Annotated in this window: 13 protein-coding genes and 1 tRNA gene; 3 read left to right on the forward strand and 11 right to left on the reverse strand. The window is 46.8% G+C overall.

The window, feature by feature from the left end:
- Positions 1-417: 417 nt before the first annotated feature.
- Together IT393_01145 and IT393_01150 are read left to right on the forward strand one after the other, a co-directional pair.
- Positions 418-606 (forward strand): hypothetical protein, encoded by a 189-nt coding sequence (locus IT393_01145; protein MCC7201259.1) that lies wholly within the window; start codon positions 418-420, stop codon positions 604-606.
- Positions 582-1,133 carry a hypothetical protein gene (locus tag IT393_01150; protein ID MCC7201260.1) on the forward strand — a complete coding sequence of 184 codons (552 nt, stop codon included), beginning with the start codon at positions 582-584 and terminating at the stop codon, positions 1,131-1,133. Before IT393_01145 ends, IT393_01150 begins: the two co-directional genes overlap by 25 nt.
- 33 nt (positions 1,134-1,166) lie before the next feature.
- Here IT393_01150 and IT393_01155 read toward each other — a convergent pair whose 3' ends face one another.
- The 3 genes from IT393_01155 to IT393_01165 all read right to left on the reverse strand — a co-directional run bounded on the left by IT393_01155 (position 1,167) and on the right by IT393_01165 (position 3,053).
- Positions 1,167-1,709 carry a cytochrome c3 family protein gene (locus IT393_01155; GenBank protein ID MCC7201261.1) on the reverse strand — a complete coding sequence of 181 codons (543 nt, stop codon included), beginning with the start codon at positions 1,707-1,709 and terminating at the stop codon, positions 1,167-1,169.
- A gap of 34 nt (positions 1,710-1,743) precedes the next feature.
- Positions 1,744-2,907 carry a class I SAM-dependent rRNA methyltransferase gene (locus IT393_01160; protein MCC7201262.1) on the reverse strand — a complete coding sequence of 388 codons (1,164 nt, stop codon included), beginning with the start codon at positions 2,905-2,907 and terminating at the stop codon, positions 1,744-1,746.
- A gap of 71 nt (positions 2,908-2,978) precedes the next feature.
- Positions 2,979-3,053, reverse strand: a tRNA-Val gene (locus IT393_01165).
- A gap of 55 nt (positions 3,054-3,108) precedes the next feature.
- Here IT393_01165 and IT393_01170 point away from each other — a divergent pair.
- Positions 3,109-4,353: a DNA helicase UvrD gene (locus IT393_01170; GenBank protein MCC7201263.1), complete on the forward strand. Its 1,245-nt coding sequence runs from the start codon at positions 3,109-3,111 to the stop codon at positions 4,351-4,353.
- Between the two features lie 188 nt (positions 4,354-4,541).
- On the opposite strand, the gene glgB is transcribed toward IT393_01170, so the two are convergent.
- The 8 genes from glgB to IT393_01210 all read right to left on the reverse strand — a co-directional run bounded on the left by glgB (position 4,542) and on the right by IT393_01210 (position 13,275).
- Entirely contained in the window at positions 4,542-6,761 is a 2,220-nt protein-coding gene (gene glgB, locus IT393_01175) for a 1,4-alpha-glucan branching protein GlgB (protein ID MCC7201264.1), read from the reverse strand.
- A gap of 7 nt (positions 6,762-6,768) precedes the next feature.
- Positions 6,769-7,221 (reverse strand): RDD family protein, encoded by a 453-nt coding sequence (locus IT393_01180; GenBank protein MCC7201265.1) that lies wholly within the window; start codon positions 7,219-7,221, stop codon positions 6,769-6,771.
- Positions 7,222-7,442: 221 nt separating this feature from the next.
- Positions 7,443-8,855, reverse strand: a complete 1,413-nt coding sequence (gene glnA / locus IT393_01185) for a type I glutamate--ammonia ligase (protein MCC7201266.1) — start codon at positions 8,853-8,855, stop codon at positions 7,443-7,445.
- A 34-nt stretch (positions 8,856-8,889) separates the two neighbouring features.
- The gene (locus IT393_01190) at positions 8,890-10,641 is read right to left on the reverse strand and encodes an NAD+ synthase (GenBank protein ID MCC7201267.1); all 1,752 of its coding nucleotides are present in this window, start codon (positions 10,639-10,641) and stop codon (positions 8,890-8,892) included.
- A gap of 11 nt (positions 10,642-10,652) precedes the next feature.
- The gene (locus IT393_01195) at positions 10,653-10,991 is read right to left on the reverse strand and encodes a P-II family nitrogen regulator (protein MCC7201268.1); all 339 of its coding nucleotides are present in this window, start codon (positions 10,989-10,991) and stop codon (positions 10,653-10,655) included.
- Between the two features lie 54 nt (positions 10,992-11,045).
- Positions 11,046-12,284: an ammonium transporter gene (locus tag IT393_01200; GenBank protein ID MCC7201269.1), complete on the reverse strand. Its 1,239-nt coding sequence runs from the start codon at positions 12,282-12,284 to the stop codon at positions 11,046-11,048.
- Between the two features lie 57 nt (positions 12,285-12,341).
- Complete coding sequence (locus IT393_01205) at positions 12,342-13,088, reverse strand: hypothetical protein (GenBank protein MCC7201270.1); 747 nt, start codon at positions 13,086-13,088, stop codon at positions 12,342-12,344.
- Positions 13,066-13,275, reverse strand: a complete 210-nt coding sequence (locus tag IT393_01210; protein ID MCC7201271.1) for a hypothetical protein — start codon at positions 13,273-13,275, stop codon at positions 13,066-13,068. The genes IT393_01205 and IT393_01210 overlap by 23 nt, the downstream gene beginning before the upstream one ends.
- Positions 13,276-13,342: the final 67 nt, after the last annotated feature.

Below are 13,342 nucleotides of genomic sequence, written 5' to 3' on the forward strand. Positions count from 1 at the left end.
AAAGCACCATTGTTGGTTCTGGGGCCGGAGAAGGAATAGATGCAGGAGTTGAAGGAGGGTGCAGGCTCATAGGGTAGGGAGGCAACCTGTAAGTTGCTTGGAATTTCAATATGATAACCTGCGTAAAAACCAGTGTCATCATATGAACAACCACAGTTGTACCACATCCATGGATTTCTGGAATAACAGCATAACCAGCTATAGTCAGTTATGCTGTTATTTGCCTTACAATAATGACAAAAAATAGGGTTAGTAATATATGTCTCTGAAATTGCTGCTCTTCCATTAACCCGATTCCGGTGTACACCTTTACATTAATTTAAAAAGATAATATACTCGCTTCAAAGTTTGGATGGCATGGCTCACCGAAATTGGCAATATATCAAATGGATTGAGGAATTAAGCCAAGGTTTAAACATGGGGAAAAATAAGGTTATAAGTTTTGATGAGATCATGAATCTCTATGATGAATTGTTCCCTGGTAAAACGGCAGTAAGGATTGATCCCCTGTTGAGGTCTGTTACCCCTAAAACAGTCGCCGAAAGGTTAAGAGAAACCATCCGGCTTTCAGAAGAAATAATATGGAAAAAACCCTCAAAGAGATAATAAGGATTCTTGAACATGCAGGAAATATTAAGGCTTATGCGCTTATTGGCGGCCTCGCTGTTGGCGGATGGGTTACTCCGAGGGCAACCAGAGACATAGATATATTAGCGGATTTATCGGTAACGACTCGCGCTGCCATCGAAGATTTGCTGAAGAAGCTATTAATAGCCGGCTTCAAGGGAAGCCTCGAAACAGGCGCACTGGAAGATGAGATAAAGTTTTGCATAAAAGTATTGTCAGGAGAGAATGTACCTGTTGACATAATATTTGCCAGCCGGAAATGGGAAGCGGAAATAGTAGAAGAAGGCATGGTTGTTGAGGTATTAAAGGGTTTGTCCATTCCTCTTGTCAGGCCGGAGGGCTTGATAGTACTTAAGCTGAAGGCCGGCAGCTTTCAGGATGTTGCCGATGCATCTAAACTCCTTGTTGAAGCGGAATATGATCTGCAAAGATTGCGCAAACTGGCAAAGAGGGCAAGAGCCGATAAAATGCTTGGACGGCTGATGGAAAAGTTAGGGCTGGGATGAATGCCTGTCAGGTGTTTCTTCCATTCTGTTTGTCTACATATCATGACATGCCAGGCACAAGGCGCTGCGGTCATTTGAAATGCGCAGGAAGAGGGGGTTGTTACAGCTATGCGGGTCGTGGCAGCTTGCGCATTCGACCTTATCGTTAAAGAGTGGCACAGTGCCAGTTGCAGGGGCTATACGTAATTTGAGGGTAGGGCTTACGTTTTTGGCATCAGTGTAACTTACTGAAAAGGGGTGGTTAACGCCATTCATGTGGCCTATAGCTGCGCGTCCGGCAATGCGTGAGGCAGCGCTGCCAAGTGTGGTATAGGCAAATGCATCTACAGTTGTTCCGTCATGACAGCTCAGACAATTCTGACTGTCTGTATCTATGATAAACCCAGCCTCGCCCTCTGACTCGGCATTGTGGCAGTAGTAGCATGATGTGTATTCCCCTGTTGAGAAGTCATGTTTTGGGCAAATTTCTGAAGGCACAACACTGTTTGCAGGCTGAGGAGGCCATGCAATTGATACAGAAACGACGATTATCACAATAAGGTATAATGTCAGGAATTTCCCATGGCCTGTTCTCATATCGTATAAGTTTACATGAGACTTGCCGGCAAAGTCAAATTACCTCAAGAAAGGCACATTTCAGATACTCAGTCTCGGGAACAGACAGCAGTATAGGGTGGTCTCTGCCCTGGTAGCGGTATTCGATCAGCCGTGCATTCCTGCCTGCATCCCTTGCAGAGTCCCGGAGTATTTCAAGGAACAGAGACCGGTCAATGTGGTGAGAGCATGATGATGTGGCAAGGATGCCCCCTTTTCTTATCAATCTCATTGCATCTGCATTTATTTCCCTGTAACCCCTTACAGCCTCCCGGATTTTTGCCCTGCTTTTGACAAATGCAGGCGGGTCAAGCACAATGAAATCACAGGAACTTCCTGCCTTTGACTCCTCATTCAGATAGCTGAACACATCTTTTTTTATAAATCCGCACCTATCCTCAAGGTTATTCAACTGCGCATTCCTCCCTGCTGCAGACAGGGCTGTTTCGGATTCATCCACAAATGTAACGGATGCCCCTGCTTTGGCCAGATGCATACCCCATGCCCCGGAGTAGCAGAAAAGGTCAAGCCCCTTTCCACCTTTAATATACCTGCTGAGGGCTATCCTGTTCTCTCTCTGGTCGAGGAAGAATCCTGTCTTCTGCCCCCTCATAGGATCAATCTCAATGGCTATCCCATCTTCATTTATAACAGGCAATGATTCAAGAGACCCTTTGGCAACCTTCTTCTCCATTGTCAGTCCTTCGAGCAGTCTGCTCTGACTGTCGTTTCTCAAAACTATCGCTGACGGGGAGAATATCTCGTCAAGCAGATTGAGAATCATATCACCAATGTTATTGATACCGAGAGTCAGAAATTGTACGACTATACAGTCATTATATTTGTCAACTATCAAACCGGGGAGGAAGTCTCCCTCGCTAAAAATAATCCTGCAGGAATGGATGTCCTGATAAAGGCTTTTTCTGTAAACTATGGCATCAAGAATGCGCCTTCTGAAAAAATCGGCATCTGCCTTTTCATATCTCCGTGTCAGGAGCCTGATGGAAATAAGAGAATTTGGATTTATATAGCCAATGCCCAAAAAATTATTCTGTTTGTCATATGCCTCTATAAGTGAACCAGGTGCATAATTATTTGGGCTGCCCATGAGTTCATTTGAGAATATCCAAAGATGGCCGCCGAGTATCCTGCTTGTCTTCTTTACTATTACCTTTTCCATTGCATTGTGTTATTCTATCATGATTAGGGCAAACGGCATCTTAAGACGGGAGGGTATTTTCCTGTAAATAATGGTAGGCGCGGGGGGGATTGAACCCCCGACTTCTTCCGCGTCAGGAAAGCGCTCTCCCACTGAGCTACGCGCCTACTGGGAAATGACTGCTAATTCTATCATGTCTGTGCAAAGGAGTGCAAGGGTATTGTGCGTTTTATAGCAGACCTTCATATACACTCGCCATACTCGCGTGCCACCAGTAAGGATATGGAACTTGAATCTCTCTTCAAATGGTCCTGCATAAAGGGTCTCGGTGTCACCGGTACAGGGGATTTTACCCATCCTAAGTGGTTTTCAAACCTCCGGGAGAGGTTGGAGGAGGCGGAGCCTGGCCTGTTCAGACTCAAAGACAAATACAGTTCAGTTGTTGAAAATGATGTGCCGCAATCATGCCGTGCTGAGGTCCGTTTTATCCTTTCAGCCGAGATAAGTTGTATATACAGTAAGAATGGCAAAACCCGCAAGGTGCATAACCTGCTGTTTGTCCCTTCGTTTGAAGCAGTACAGCGGATCAGCGAATCCTTGTCAAAGATCGGAAACCTGAGGTCTGATGGACGGCCTATTCTGGGGCTTGACAGCAAGGCGCTGTTAAAGATTGCACTCGATGCGTCCCCTGATGTCATGTTAATCCCGGCCCATGCCTGGACTCCCCATTTCTCCGTATTTGGATCAAAGTCAGGGTTTGACTCTCTGGAAGAGTGTTTTGAAGACCTGACCCCGCATATTTATGCAATTGAGACAGGACTGTCATCTGATCCTCAAATGAACCGGAGGTTGTCTGCCCTCGACAGGATCACCCTGATATCAAATTCCGATGCCCACTCGCCAAAGAAGCTTGCACGGGAGGCAAACATATTTGATACAGACCTGTCTTACAAAGGAATTTATGATGCCATACGTGATGGAGACAGTGCCAGGTTTACTGGCACAATAGAGTTTTACCCTGAAGAGGGAAAGTATCATTACGATGGTCACAGATCATGCAGGCAGAGGATGACTCCGGAAGGGACAAGGCAGAACAATGGATTGTGTCCCAAGTGCGGCGGCAGGGTTACGGTGGGTGTCATGAGCCGTGTAGATACCCTTGCAGACAGAAAGGAAAATGACACGCAGGCGGCGGTTATCCCGTTTAGAAGGATGATACCGCTTCACGAGATTATCTCAGAGGCGTGCGGCACAGGTGTGAACAGTAAGGCCGTTGAAAATTCGTATAACAGGCTGATTGGTTCATTGGGAAACGAGTTGTCAATCCTGTGCGAAGTTCCTGTTTCTGATATTGCAGAAACAGGAGGTCCAGTCCTGGCTGAAGCTATCCAGCGCGTTAGAAGCGGAGATGTCCACATAGAACCTGGATATGACGGCGAGTTCGGGACAATCAGGATTTTCGGGTGAGCCGTCGTGAGCACTTCGACTGTTAGGCTGTTCGACAAGCTCACAGCTCAGGGTTTACAATGGGTCATGAAAACGTCATTCCCGCGGAACCTGTCCCAGCAGGGTTTAAGCCGGGTGCTGGAATCCAGATCGTGGGCATGATTCTGGATTCCCACTTACGTGGGAATGACGGATGAATAGGAGTATTTTCAGATGAACTGACTCTGTGGTTTCAGGACTATCAGCCCGAGAGGGGGCAGTGTCAGTTCCAGTAGCTGATGTTTTCCCTGCCAGGGTATTGGCATGGACCATACGCCGCCGGCATTTCCTCTATTGCCGCCGCCGTAGACCTCTGAATCGCTGTTGAGGATTTCTTTGTAGTATCCGGCCCGCGGCACGCCTATCCTGTATCCTCCGCGCTGCACTGGTGTAAAATTGCACACAAAGATCAGCATATCATCCGGGTTCTTTCCCTTCCTCAAAAATGAGACTATGCTGTTGTCAGCGTCATGAAAGTCAATCCATTCAAAACCCGTGTACTCAAAATCTATCTCGCAAAGGGCTGGTTCAGTTCTGTAAAGGTGATTCAGGTCTCTGACAAACCTCTGCAAGGTCTGGTGTTCATAGTATTGCAGCAGATGCCAGTCAAGGCTTACATCGCAATTCCACTCCCACCACTGGCCTATTTCTCCTCCCATGAAGAGGAGTTTCTTGCCGGGGTGTCCGTACATATATCCATAAAGCAGTCTGAGGTTTGCGAATCTGTCGTGTAAATATCCTGTCATTTTGTCAAGGAGCGACCTCTTGCCGTGCACAACCTCATCGTGAGACAGCGGAAGGATGAAGTTCTCATGGAATGCATATAATAGTGAGAATGTGAGGCTTCCCTGATGATACTTTCTGTGGATGGATTCTTTGGTGAAATATTCCAGGGTATCATGCATCCATCCCATATTCCATTTGAAGCCAAAGCCAAGGCCGCCAAGATAGGTAGGTTTTGATACGAGCGGCCATGCAGTAGATTCTTCAGCGATAGTCATAATGCCTGGGAAGTATTTATAGACCACCTCGTTGAATTCCCTTATGAAATCTATTGCCTCAAGATTCTCCCTCCCGCCGTATTTGTTCGGGAGCCAGTCACCACCCTCGCGCGAGTAGTCCAGATAGAGCATAGAGGCAACAGCATCCACGCGTAAGCCGTCTATATGGTATTTGTCAAACCAGAAGAGCGCATTTGAGATCAGAAAATTCTTTACCTCATTCCGTCCATAGTTAAAGACGAGTGTCCCCCATTCCTTATGCTCCCCAATCCTTGGGTCAAGGTGTTCGTACAGTGCCGTCCCGTCAAACCATGCAAGGCCATGGGCATCCTTTGGGAAATGCCCCGGCACCCAGTCGAGTATCACGCCTATCCCGTTCTGATGGCAGTGATCTACAAAGTACATGAAGTCTTCCGGGGTCCCGTAGCGGCTCGTGGGTGCGAAATATCCTGTAACCTGGTAACCCCAGGAGACATCGAGGGGGTGTTCTGCAACAGGAAGGAGTTCTATGTGTGTGAAACCCATGTCTTTGACGTAATCTACCAGTTCATGGGCAAGCTCTCTGTATGTCAGAAACCTGTTGCCCTCTTCGCACTTCCTTCTCCATGAACCGAGGTGGACTTCATAGATTGAAACCGGCGCCTGATGCAGGTCTTTATGCTGACGCGCTGTCAGCCATTCTGCATCGCTCCAATTGTAGCGGTCTGTGTTACAGACGATGGAGGCGGTATTAGGACGCATTTCAGAATAGAAACCGTACGGGTCGCTTTTCAGAAGGACCAGGCTGTCCATGGTCTTTATCTCATACTTGTATGTCTCTCCCTCGGATAATCCCGGAATGAAGAGCTCCCAGACGCCTGACCCGCCAAGTACCCGCATAGGGTGTCTTCTTCCGTCCCATCTGTTGAAATTGCCAACTACACTTACGCGCACTGCATTAGGCGCCCAGACAGTGAAATACACGCCGGTAACGTCGTTATGTGTCAGGACATGCGCACCCATCTTCCTGTACATGAAGAAGTTTTTCCCTTCTGAAAAGAGATGGAGGTCATAACTGCTCATTATTGGGAGAAAGGAGTAGGGGTCACTGAACTCCTGTGTGTTGCCGGATGATTCCCTGAGCCTCAGCCTGTATGGAAAAACCTTGTCCCTGTTGCCTATTATTGCCTCGAATATTCCATCACTGTGGCGCCTGTTCATAGGATAGGATATGTCAGGCCGTCCAGCGTCAATGACAGAGACCTCTTCTGCTTCAGGCAGAAAGGCCCTTACCACTATAACAGACTTGCCCTGAAACCATACTGGATGCATGCCGAGGTATGAGAATGGGTCATGATGCTCTGCGCGTAGGATAAGCTCCAGATCTTTATTTAAATTGTCTGCTTCCATATGGGATTTATTCTACCTTAATTACACATGTCCCTGCAATAAAATCGTGAAAACCCCGCTTATTCCTGTCAAATGCTATCATAATAAAGCCAAGGCCAAGGAAAAAGAAGGAAACAAAATATCCTATATATCTCAATAATGCCCTGCCATAGCTGACAGGCCCTCCTGATTTTGTAACAACGCGCAATCCCATCAGCCTCTTTCCGGGGGTCTGTCCCTCCCATCCGGTAAAGAACGTATAATAGAATGGTCCCAGCAACGTTCCAATAAAGAAGCCGAAGATTGTGGATAGATGCTCTACCTTTTCAGTGGACAGACCGGAGGTTAAGCCCCCGAGTCCGGTTGCAAGGCCTGCAACAAATGCAAAAAATGCAGTGGCAAAGAAAATAACGATATTATCAACAATAAATGCAACAAGCCGAATCCAGAACCCGCCTTTCTCAGTTGCTGTATTATTCATACTCATTCCTGAATCAGGGCTGGTCATGCACATAGGACATGACACAAAATCGTATTCTGTTGTATATCCGCATTTCGTGCATCGCATATCAGGACGTTATTTTATCATAAATAAAAAAAGGGGGCAGATTTATTTTAGGGGAAAAAAGAGGGACAGCGACTATTTATTTTTATTAAAAAATAAATAGTCGCTGTCCCTCTTTTTTTTACTTACCTTAATTATTAAATATCAAAATACAGATTGAACTCATAAGGATGCGGTCTGAGCCTCATTGCGTCTATTTCCCTGGTCCTCTTGTAGTTAATCCATGTGTCTATAACGTCTTCTGTAAATACGCCGCCTTTTAGCAGGAACTCCTTGTCATTGTCGAGGTGTTCCAGAGCCTCGTCCAGGGAGCCTGGAAGAGACGGGATGTCTGTCAGCTCCTCCGGCTTCATGTCATAGATATCCTTGTCAAGCGGGGCGCCCGGCTCAATCTTGTTTTCTATGCCGTCAAGACCTGCCATGAGCATGGCGGAGAATGCCAGATATGGATTGCATGACGCATCAGGGAATCTTACCTCAACCCTCTTGGCCTTTGGACTTGCTGAATACATAGGTATCCTTATGGATGCGCTCCTGTTCCTGCTGGAGTATGCGAGGTTCACCGGCGCCTCAAAACCAGGAACCAACCTTCTGTAGGAGTTGGTTGTTGGTGATGTCAGGGCTGCCAGTGCAGGCGCATGTTTGAGTATACCGCCAATGTAATAAAGCGCCATCTGACTCAATCCTGCGTATTCGCTCCCGGCAAATAATGGCTTGCCGCCCTTCCAGAGGCTTTGATGACAATGCATTCCGGACCCGTTGTCACCGAAGACCGGCTTAGGCATGAATGTCACAGTCTTATTGTGCCTCCTCGCAACCATCTTCACTACATACTTATATTGCAGGAGCTTGTCCGCAACACGGGTGAGTGTATCAAATCTCATGTCTATTTCGTTTTGACCGGCAGTTGCCACTTCATGATGCTGGGCCTCGATCTCTATACCGCACTTCTGCATCTCAAGAACCATCTCTGTCCTCAGGTCCTGCATCGTATCCATTGGAGGCACGGGGAAATAGCCTTCCTTATAGCGGGGCTTGTATCCAAGGTTCGGTCCTTCTTCCCTGCCTGTGTTCCACTGGCCTTCGATTGAATCTATATAGTAAAATCCGCAATGCTCATTCTGTGCATATCTGATGTCATCAAACACGAAGAACTCGGCCTCAGGGCCGAAATATGTTGTATCTGCAATCTTTGTTGATTTAAGATACTGCTCAGCCTTCTGGGCTATAAAGCGTGGATCCCTGCTGTAGTGTTCCCTTGTTATAGGGTCAATGACATTACAGATAAGGCTCAGGGTAGGGTGCTGTGTAAAGGGATCCATTATAGCTGTAGTTGGATCGGGTAACACCAGCATGTCGCTGTTATGTATTGCCTGCCAGCCGCGGATGCTTGAGCCGTCAAATCCCAGGCCATCTTCAAATGATGATTCGTTAAGAGCAGTCATCGGGATTGAAAAATGCTGCCAGAGACCCGGAAAGTCCATAAACCTCAGGTCTACCATTACTGCCTTGCCTTTTTTTGCTAAATCCAGTACCTCACGTGGTGTCATCTTCTGCTAACCTCCTTTTAAATAAAAATGGTTATTAAATTTTGTACCGGTTGGTAATCGGTACCCTCCAGTCCTTTCCAAATGCCCTTGCGGTTATCTTGATTCCGGGGGGGGCCTGCCTTCTCTTGTATTCACTCCTGTCAACCATTGATATTACCTTTGCAACGATCTCTTCCCTGAACCCGGCCTCAACGATTTCATTGAATGACCTGTCATCCTCTACATAAGAATGCAGAATCGTGTCAAGTACATCATATGGCGGCAGAGAATCCGTGTCCTTTTGCCCCGGCTTTAGTTCTGCTGTAGGTTCTTTAACAAGGACTCTTTCGGGAATAAGTGAAGTTCCTGCTCCGTTTATTGAGTTTCTGTACCGGGACAGTTCGTAAACGAGGGTCTTTGGCACATCCTTTATAACTGCAAATCCTCCGGCCATATCACCATAGAGGGTAGCGTATCCGACGCTCATCTCGCTCTTATTGCCTGTAGTAAGTACGAGCCATCCGAACTTGTTTGATAATGCCATAATGATATTTCCCCGTATCCTTGCCTGAAGGTTTTCCTCGGTGACATCAGTCTTACAGCCCTCAAAAGTCCCTGACAGTATGTCGAGATATGATTTGAAGATGTTGTTAATTGGTATAGTAAGCAGTTTAATGCCGAGATTTTTTGAAAGTATTTTTACATCCTCTCCACTTTCGGTCATCGTATACTGAGACGGCATGAATACTCCGGTAACGTTTTCCATGCCAAGGGCATCCACGGCAATTGCTGCAACGATGGCTGAATCTATACCGCCGCTTATTCCAATTACAACCTCCTTAAACCCGTTTTTCTTCACATAGTCTCTGGTGCCGAGGAGCAGGGCATTGTATACCTCTGCAACCGGTTCAAGAGGCGTCACATCCCGGTTCCCGATTTTGGGTTTTCTCCTGCTGACCTTTGCAGCTGATACCTGTATGGCTGATCTCTGTGAGGCATCATGCAGGGAGAATATCTTTGCCCTTCTCCTTGGATCGTGCAGTCTTGCAAGCTCAACTGACCTCAAATCAAGATCCTCCACAATAAGGTCTTCCTCAAACTGTTTACCCTGCGCTATAAGTTCGCCTGACGGGTTGAATATCATACTGTTTCCGTCAAAGACAAGTTCATCCTGACCGCCAACCATGTTCGTATATGCAATGAAAACCGTATTATCTGATGCCCTTGTTGAAACCATTTGTTCCCTGAACTGCCTCTTGCCCCTGTGATACGGTGATGAATTTATGTTTATAATAAGCTGTGCGCCTGAAAGCGCCTGATTCATGCACGGCCCGTCAGGATACCATATATCTTCACACACATTGATACCGACACTGACGCCCCATATTACAAAAAGCGTACACTCGCTTCCGCTCTTGAAATAACGCTTCTCATCAAATACGCCGTAATTCGGAAGATAATTCTTGTAATAAACCCCGGCAATCTTCCCCTTGCTTATAACTGCCGCCGAGTTGTATATGTCATCGCTTCTGTCAATGAAACCGGCAACTATTGCTATATCGAGAGAAGATGTCTTTTTTGCGATGAGTTTTAGCGATTCCAGATTGTCATCTATGAATCCGGGTTTTAGCAGCAGATCTTCCGGTGGATAACCTGTGATTGCAAGCTCAGGGAATGCTATTATATCCACACCCAGTTTACATGCCTGTTCCACATACCGCAGGATCTTTTTGGTGTTGCCATCCAAATCCCCGACACATGAATTTATCTGGGCTAAACCGATACGGATTTTGCCATACGCAGACATATCAAGCCTGTTTAAATTGCGTCCTCCCCGCGCTCTCCCGTCCTTATCCTGACTACATCATCCACGTTTGTCACGAATATCTTGCCGTCTCCTATCCTTCCTGTACGGGCAGTATTTACAATAGTCTGAATCACCTTTTCAACCATATCATCCGCTACCACTACTTCAAGTTTTATCTTGGGAAGGAAATCCACTACATATTCCGCCCCTCTGTATAGCTCTGTGTGTCCTTTCTGGCGTCCAAACCCCTTCACTTCTGTTACCGTATTGCCCTTGATGCCTATCTGGCTAAGGGCGTCCTTTACTTCATCCAGCTTGAATGGTTTTATTATGGCCTCAATCTTTTTCATAAATTGCCTCCGTTCCGCTTCAGATTAACAAATGGGTGTTAAAATGTAAAGAGATTAAAACGTATATCCTGTCTCGTTATGCTGGCTTAAATCAAGCCCCATGATTTCATCCTCTTCCTGGATGCGGATGCCTATCACAAGGTCAATGACCTTCAGGATTATAAGGGTTGCAACAAATGAGAATACCGCGCTTGCTGCTGTTGCAACCAACTGAATGCCAAGCTGTCCGGAATTTCCGAAGAAGAAACCATCTGCTCCGGCAGGATTAATGGCTTTTGAGGCAAACAGTCCGGTTGCCAGTGCACCTAATGTTCCTCCGACCCCATGGACTCCAAATGCGTCAAGTGAGTCATCATAGCCCAGTATGTTTTTTAACACGACAACCGCAAGGAAACAGACAATGCCAGCGCTGATCCCTATCAATATGGCAGCGATCGGCCCGACAAAGCCGGCAGCAGGAGTAATTGCCACAAGCCCGGCAACAGCCCCGCTTGCTGCTCCAAGAATAGTAGGCTTACCGTGACGGATCCATTCAATAAACGGCCATGTAACTGAGGCCGCTGCTGTGGCTATGTGTGTTACGACAAATGCACTGGTTGCCAGTCCGCCTGAGGAGAGGGCGCTTCCAGCATTGAAGCCAAACCAGCCGAACCAGAGGAGAGAAGCCCCGATGACTACAAGCGTCATATTGTGAGGAGGCATGGGGTCCCTCCTGTATCCGATCCTCTTCCCAATTACAAGGGCTGCAGCCAGTGCAGAGACCCCTGAGCTTATATGTACTACCGTGCCTCCTGCAAAATCAAGGGCGCCCATATTCCTTATCCAGCCGCCGACACCCCACACCCAGTGTGCAAGAGGGTCATAGACTATTGTAGCCCAGAGGAGGCTGAAGATGACAAATGCTGAAAACTTCATCCTCTCTGCAAATGCCCCTGCTATAAGACAGGGCGTAATTATGGCAAACATTGCCTGATAGATCATAAAGGCCTGATGCGGTATGGTAGCCGCATAGTCAGGATTGGCCTCAAGCCCTACACCATGCAGACCGAACCACTCCAACCCGCCAATCAGCCCCATCCTGTCCGGACCAAAAGACAGGGAGTAGCCAATGACTACCCACTGGATGGTAATGAGTCCAACGAGGATAAAACTCTGCATTATAGTGCCGAGCACATTTTTTCTTCTTACCAGTCCGCTATAGAACAGCGCCAGACCTGGTATCGTCATAAGCATTACCAGCGCTGCAGAGATAAGTATAAATGCTGTATCTCCTGAGTTGATTTGGCTTTCCATTGTATAATCCCTCCTGTAAACGTTACAATCGTTTTAACGGGTTATCCCCGGGATTCATTAAAAATTAATATCCAATTGTGTGGTAAACGTATCTGCAAGTCCGGGAAGATCCTGGTTGTTTAACATGTCGTACCCGAAGAGAACGCTTATATTGGGAGTAAATGACCAGGCAAAGCCTACATTGAGAGTGCCAAGGAAGTTGTCCCCACCCATGTAATCTACGGCCACCCATAGCTTGTCTGATATTTCACTTACAGTTTTCTCCCAGCAGAGCATTACACCGTCATTTGCCTTCTTGCCGTTTTCATCGAGGAGGAGCTTGTCATTACCGGTATAATAACCGAGTGATAATTTGCCGATTTGCCCGAAGGTCCTGGCGGCCTTTCCATATATGACGTTATAGTCAGTGACATCGCTTTTTGTGCCAATAAGATAGCTGCCCACAACGATAGCTGGCACACCTTTCATCAATTTATCTTCCGGTGTCCCGACCTTGACATTGAAATACACAGGATTGGCGTCTGCTGATACACCGGCCTGTATGATATCAAATCCCGCCTCAGCATTAATCTTGTCAAAAGGGAGAATGCCCGATGTTAGTCCAAGATTGATTGCAGGGGCGACACGAGCATCATTTACATCCTTTTTGACAGGCGCATAGACGTCATTTGTCAAATGAACAACCTTGTATGGCTGTATGTCAGTTGAAGGCGCCCAGATGTGGGTTGATGGGGTGGCAAATGCACTTGCTGCGCCGAGTACCCCTGTCAATAACATCGTGCTAATAATCCTTGTGATTATCATCCACATTTTGTAATCCTCCTTTGTTAGTTTTTACTTCTATCCCGTACTTCCTGATCTTGTAACCCAGTATCCTCTGAGTTGTGCCAAGTATCTTTGCAGCCTTTGCCTGAACCCAGCCTGTAGATTCAAGAGCCTCTAAAATGAGCCGCTTTTCAACATCAGCTATGGTTGCCTTTAATAGGGTCATGGTACTGATATATTACAAGGGGTGTGCCATTCTTGCCTGGTACATATAACTTCTTGATATCAAAGGA

The organism is Nitrospirota bacterium (genome assembly GCA_020851375.1).
GTDB lineage: Bacteria > Nitrospirota > 9FT-COMBO-42-15 > HDB-SIOI813 > HDB-SIOI813 > RBG-16-43-11.

Bases quoted from the DNA above. Each gene is read 5' to 3' on its own strand.
- IT393_01145 (MCC7201259.1), top strand. From the start codon at position 418: ATGGGGAAAAATAAGGTTATAAGTTTTGATGAGATCATGAATCTCTAT.
- IT393_01150 (MCC7201260.1), top strand. From the start codon at position 582: ATGGAAAAAACCCTCAAAGAGATAATAAGGATTCTTGAACATGCAGGA.
- IT393_01155 (MCC7201261.1), bottom strand. From the start codon at position 1,709: ATGAGAACAGGCCATGGGAAATTCCTGACATTATACCTTATTGTGATA.
- IT393_01160 (MCC7201262.1), bottom strand. From the start codon at position 2,907: ATGGAAAAGGTAATAGTAAAGAAGACAAGCAGGATACTCGGCGGCCAT.
- glgB (MCC7201264.1), bottom strand. From the start codon at position 6,761: ATGGAAGCAGACAATTTAAATAAAGATCTGGAGCTTATCCTACGCGCA.
- IT393_01180 (MCC7201265.1), bottom strand. From the start codon at position 7,221: ATGAATAATACAGCAACTGAGAAAGGCGGGTTCTGGATTCGGCTTGTT.
- glnA (MCC7201266.1), bottom strand. From the start codon at position 8,855: ATGACACCACGTGAGGTACTGGATTTAGCAAAAAAAGGCAAGGCAGTA.
- IT393_01190 (MCC7201267.1), bottom strand. From the start codon at position 10,641: ATGTCTGCGTATGGCAAAATCCGTATCGGTTTAGCCCAGATAAATTCA.
- IT393_01195 (MCC7201268.1), bottom strand. From the start codon at position 10,991: ATGAAAAAGATTGAGGCCATAATAAAACCATTCAAGCTGGATGAAGTA.
- IT393_01200 (MCC7201269.1), bottom strand. From the start codon at position 12,284: ATGGAAAGCCAAATCAACTCAGGAGATACAGCATTTATACTTATCTCT.
- IT393_01205 (MCC7201270.1), bottom strand. From the start codon at position 13,088: ATGATAATCACAAGGATTATTAGCACGATGTTATTGACAGGGGTACTC.
- IT393_01210 (MCC7201271.1), bottom strand. From the start codon at position 13,275: ATGACCCTATTAAAGGCAACCATAGCTGATGTTGAAAAGCGGCTCATT.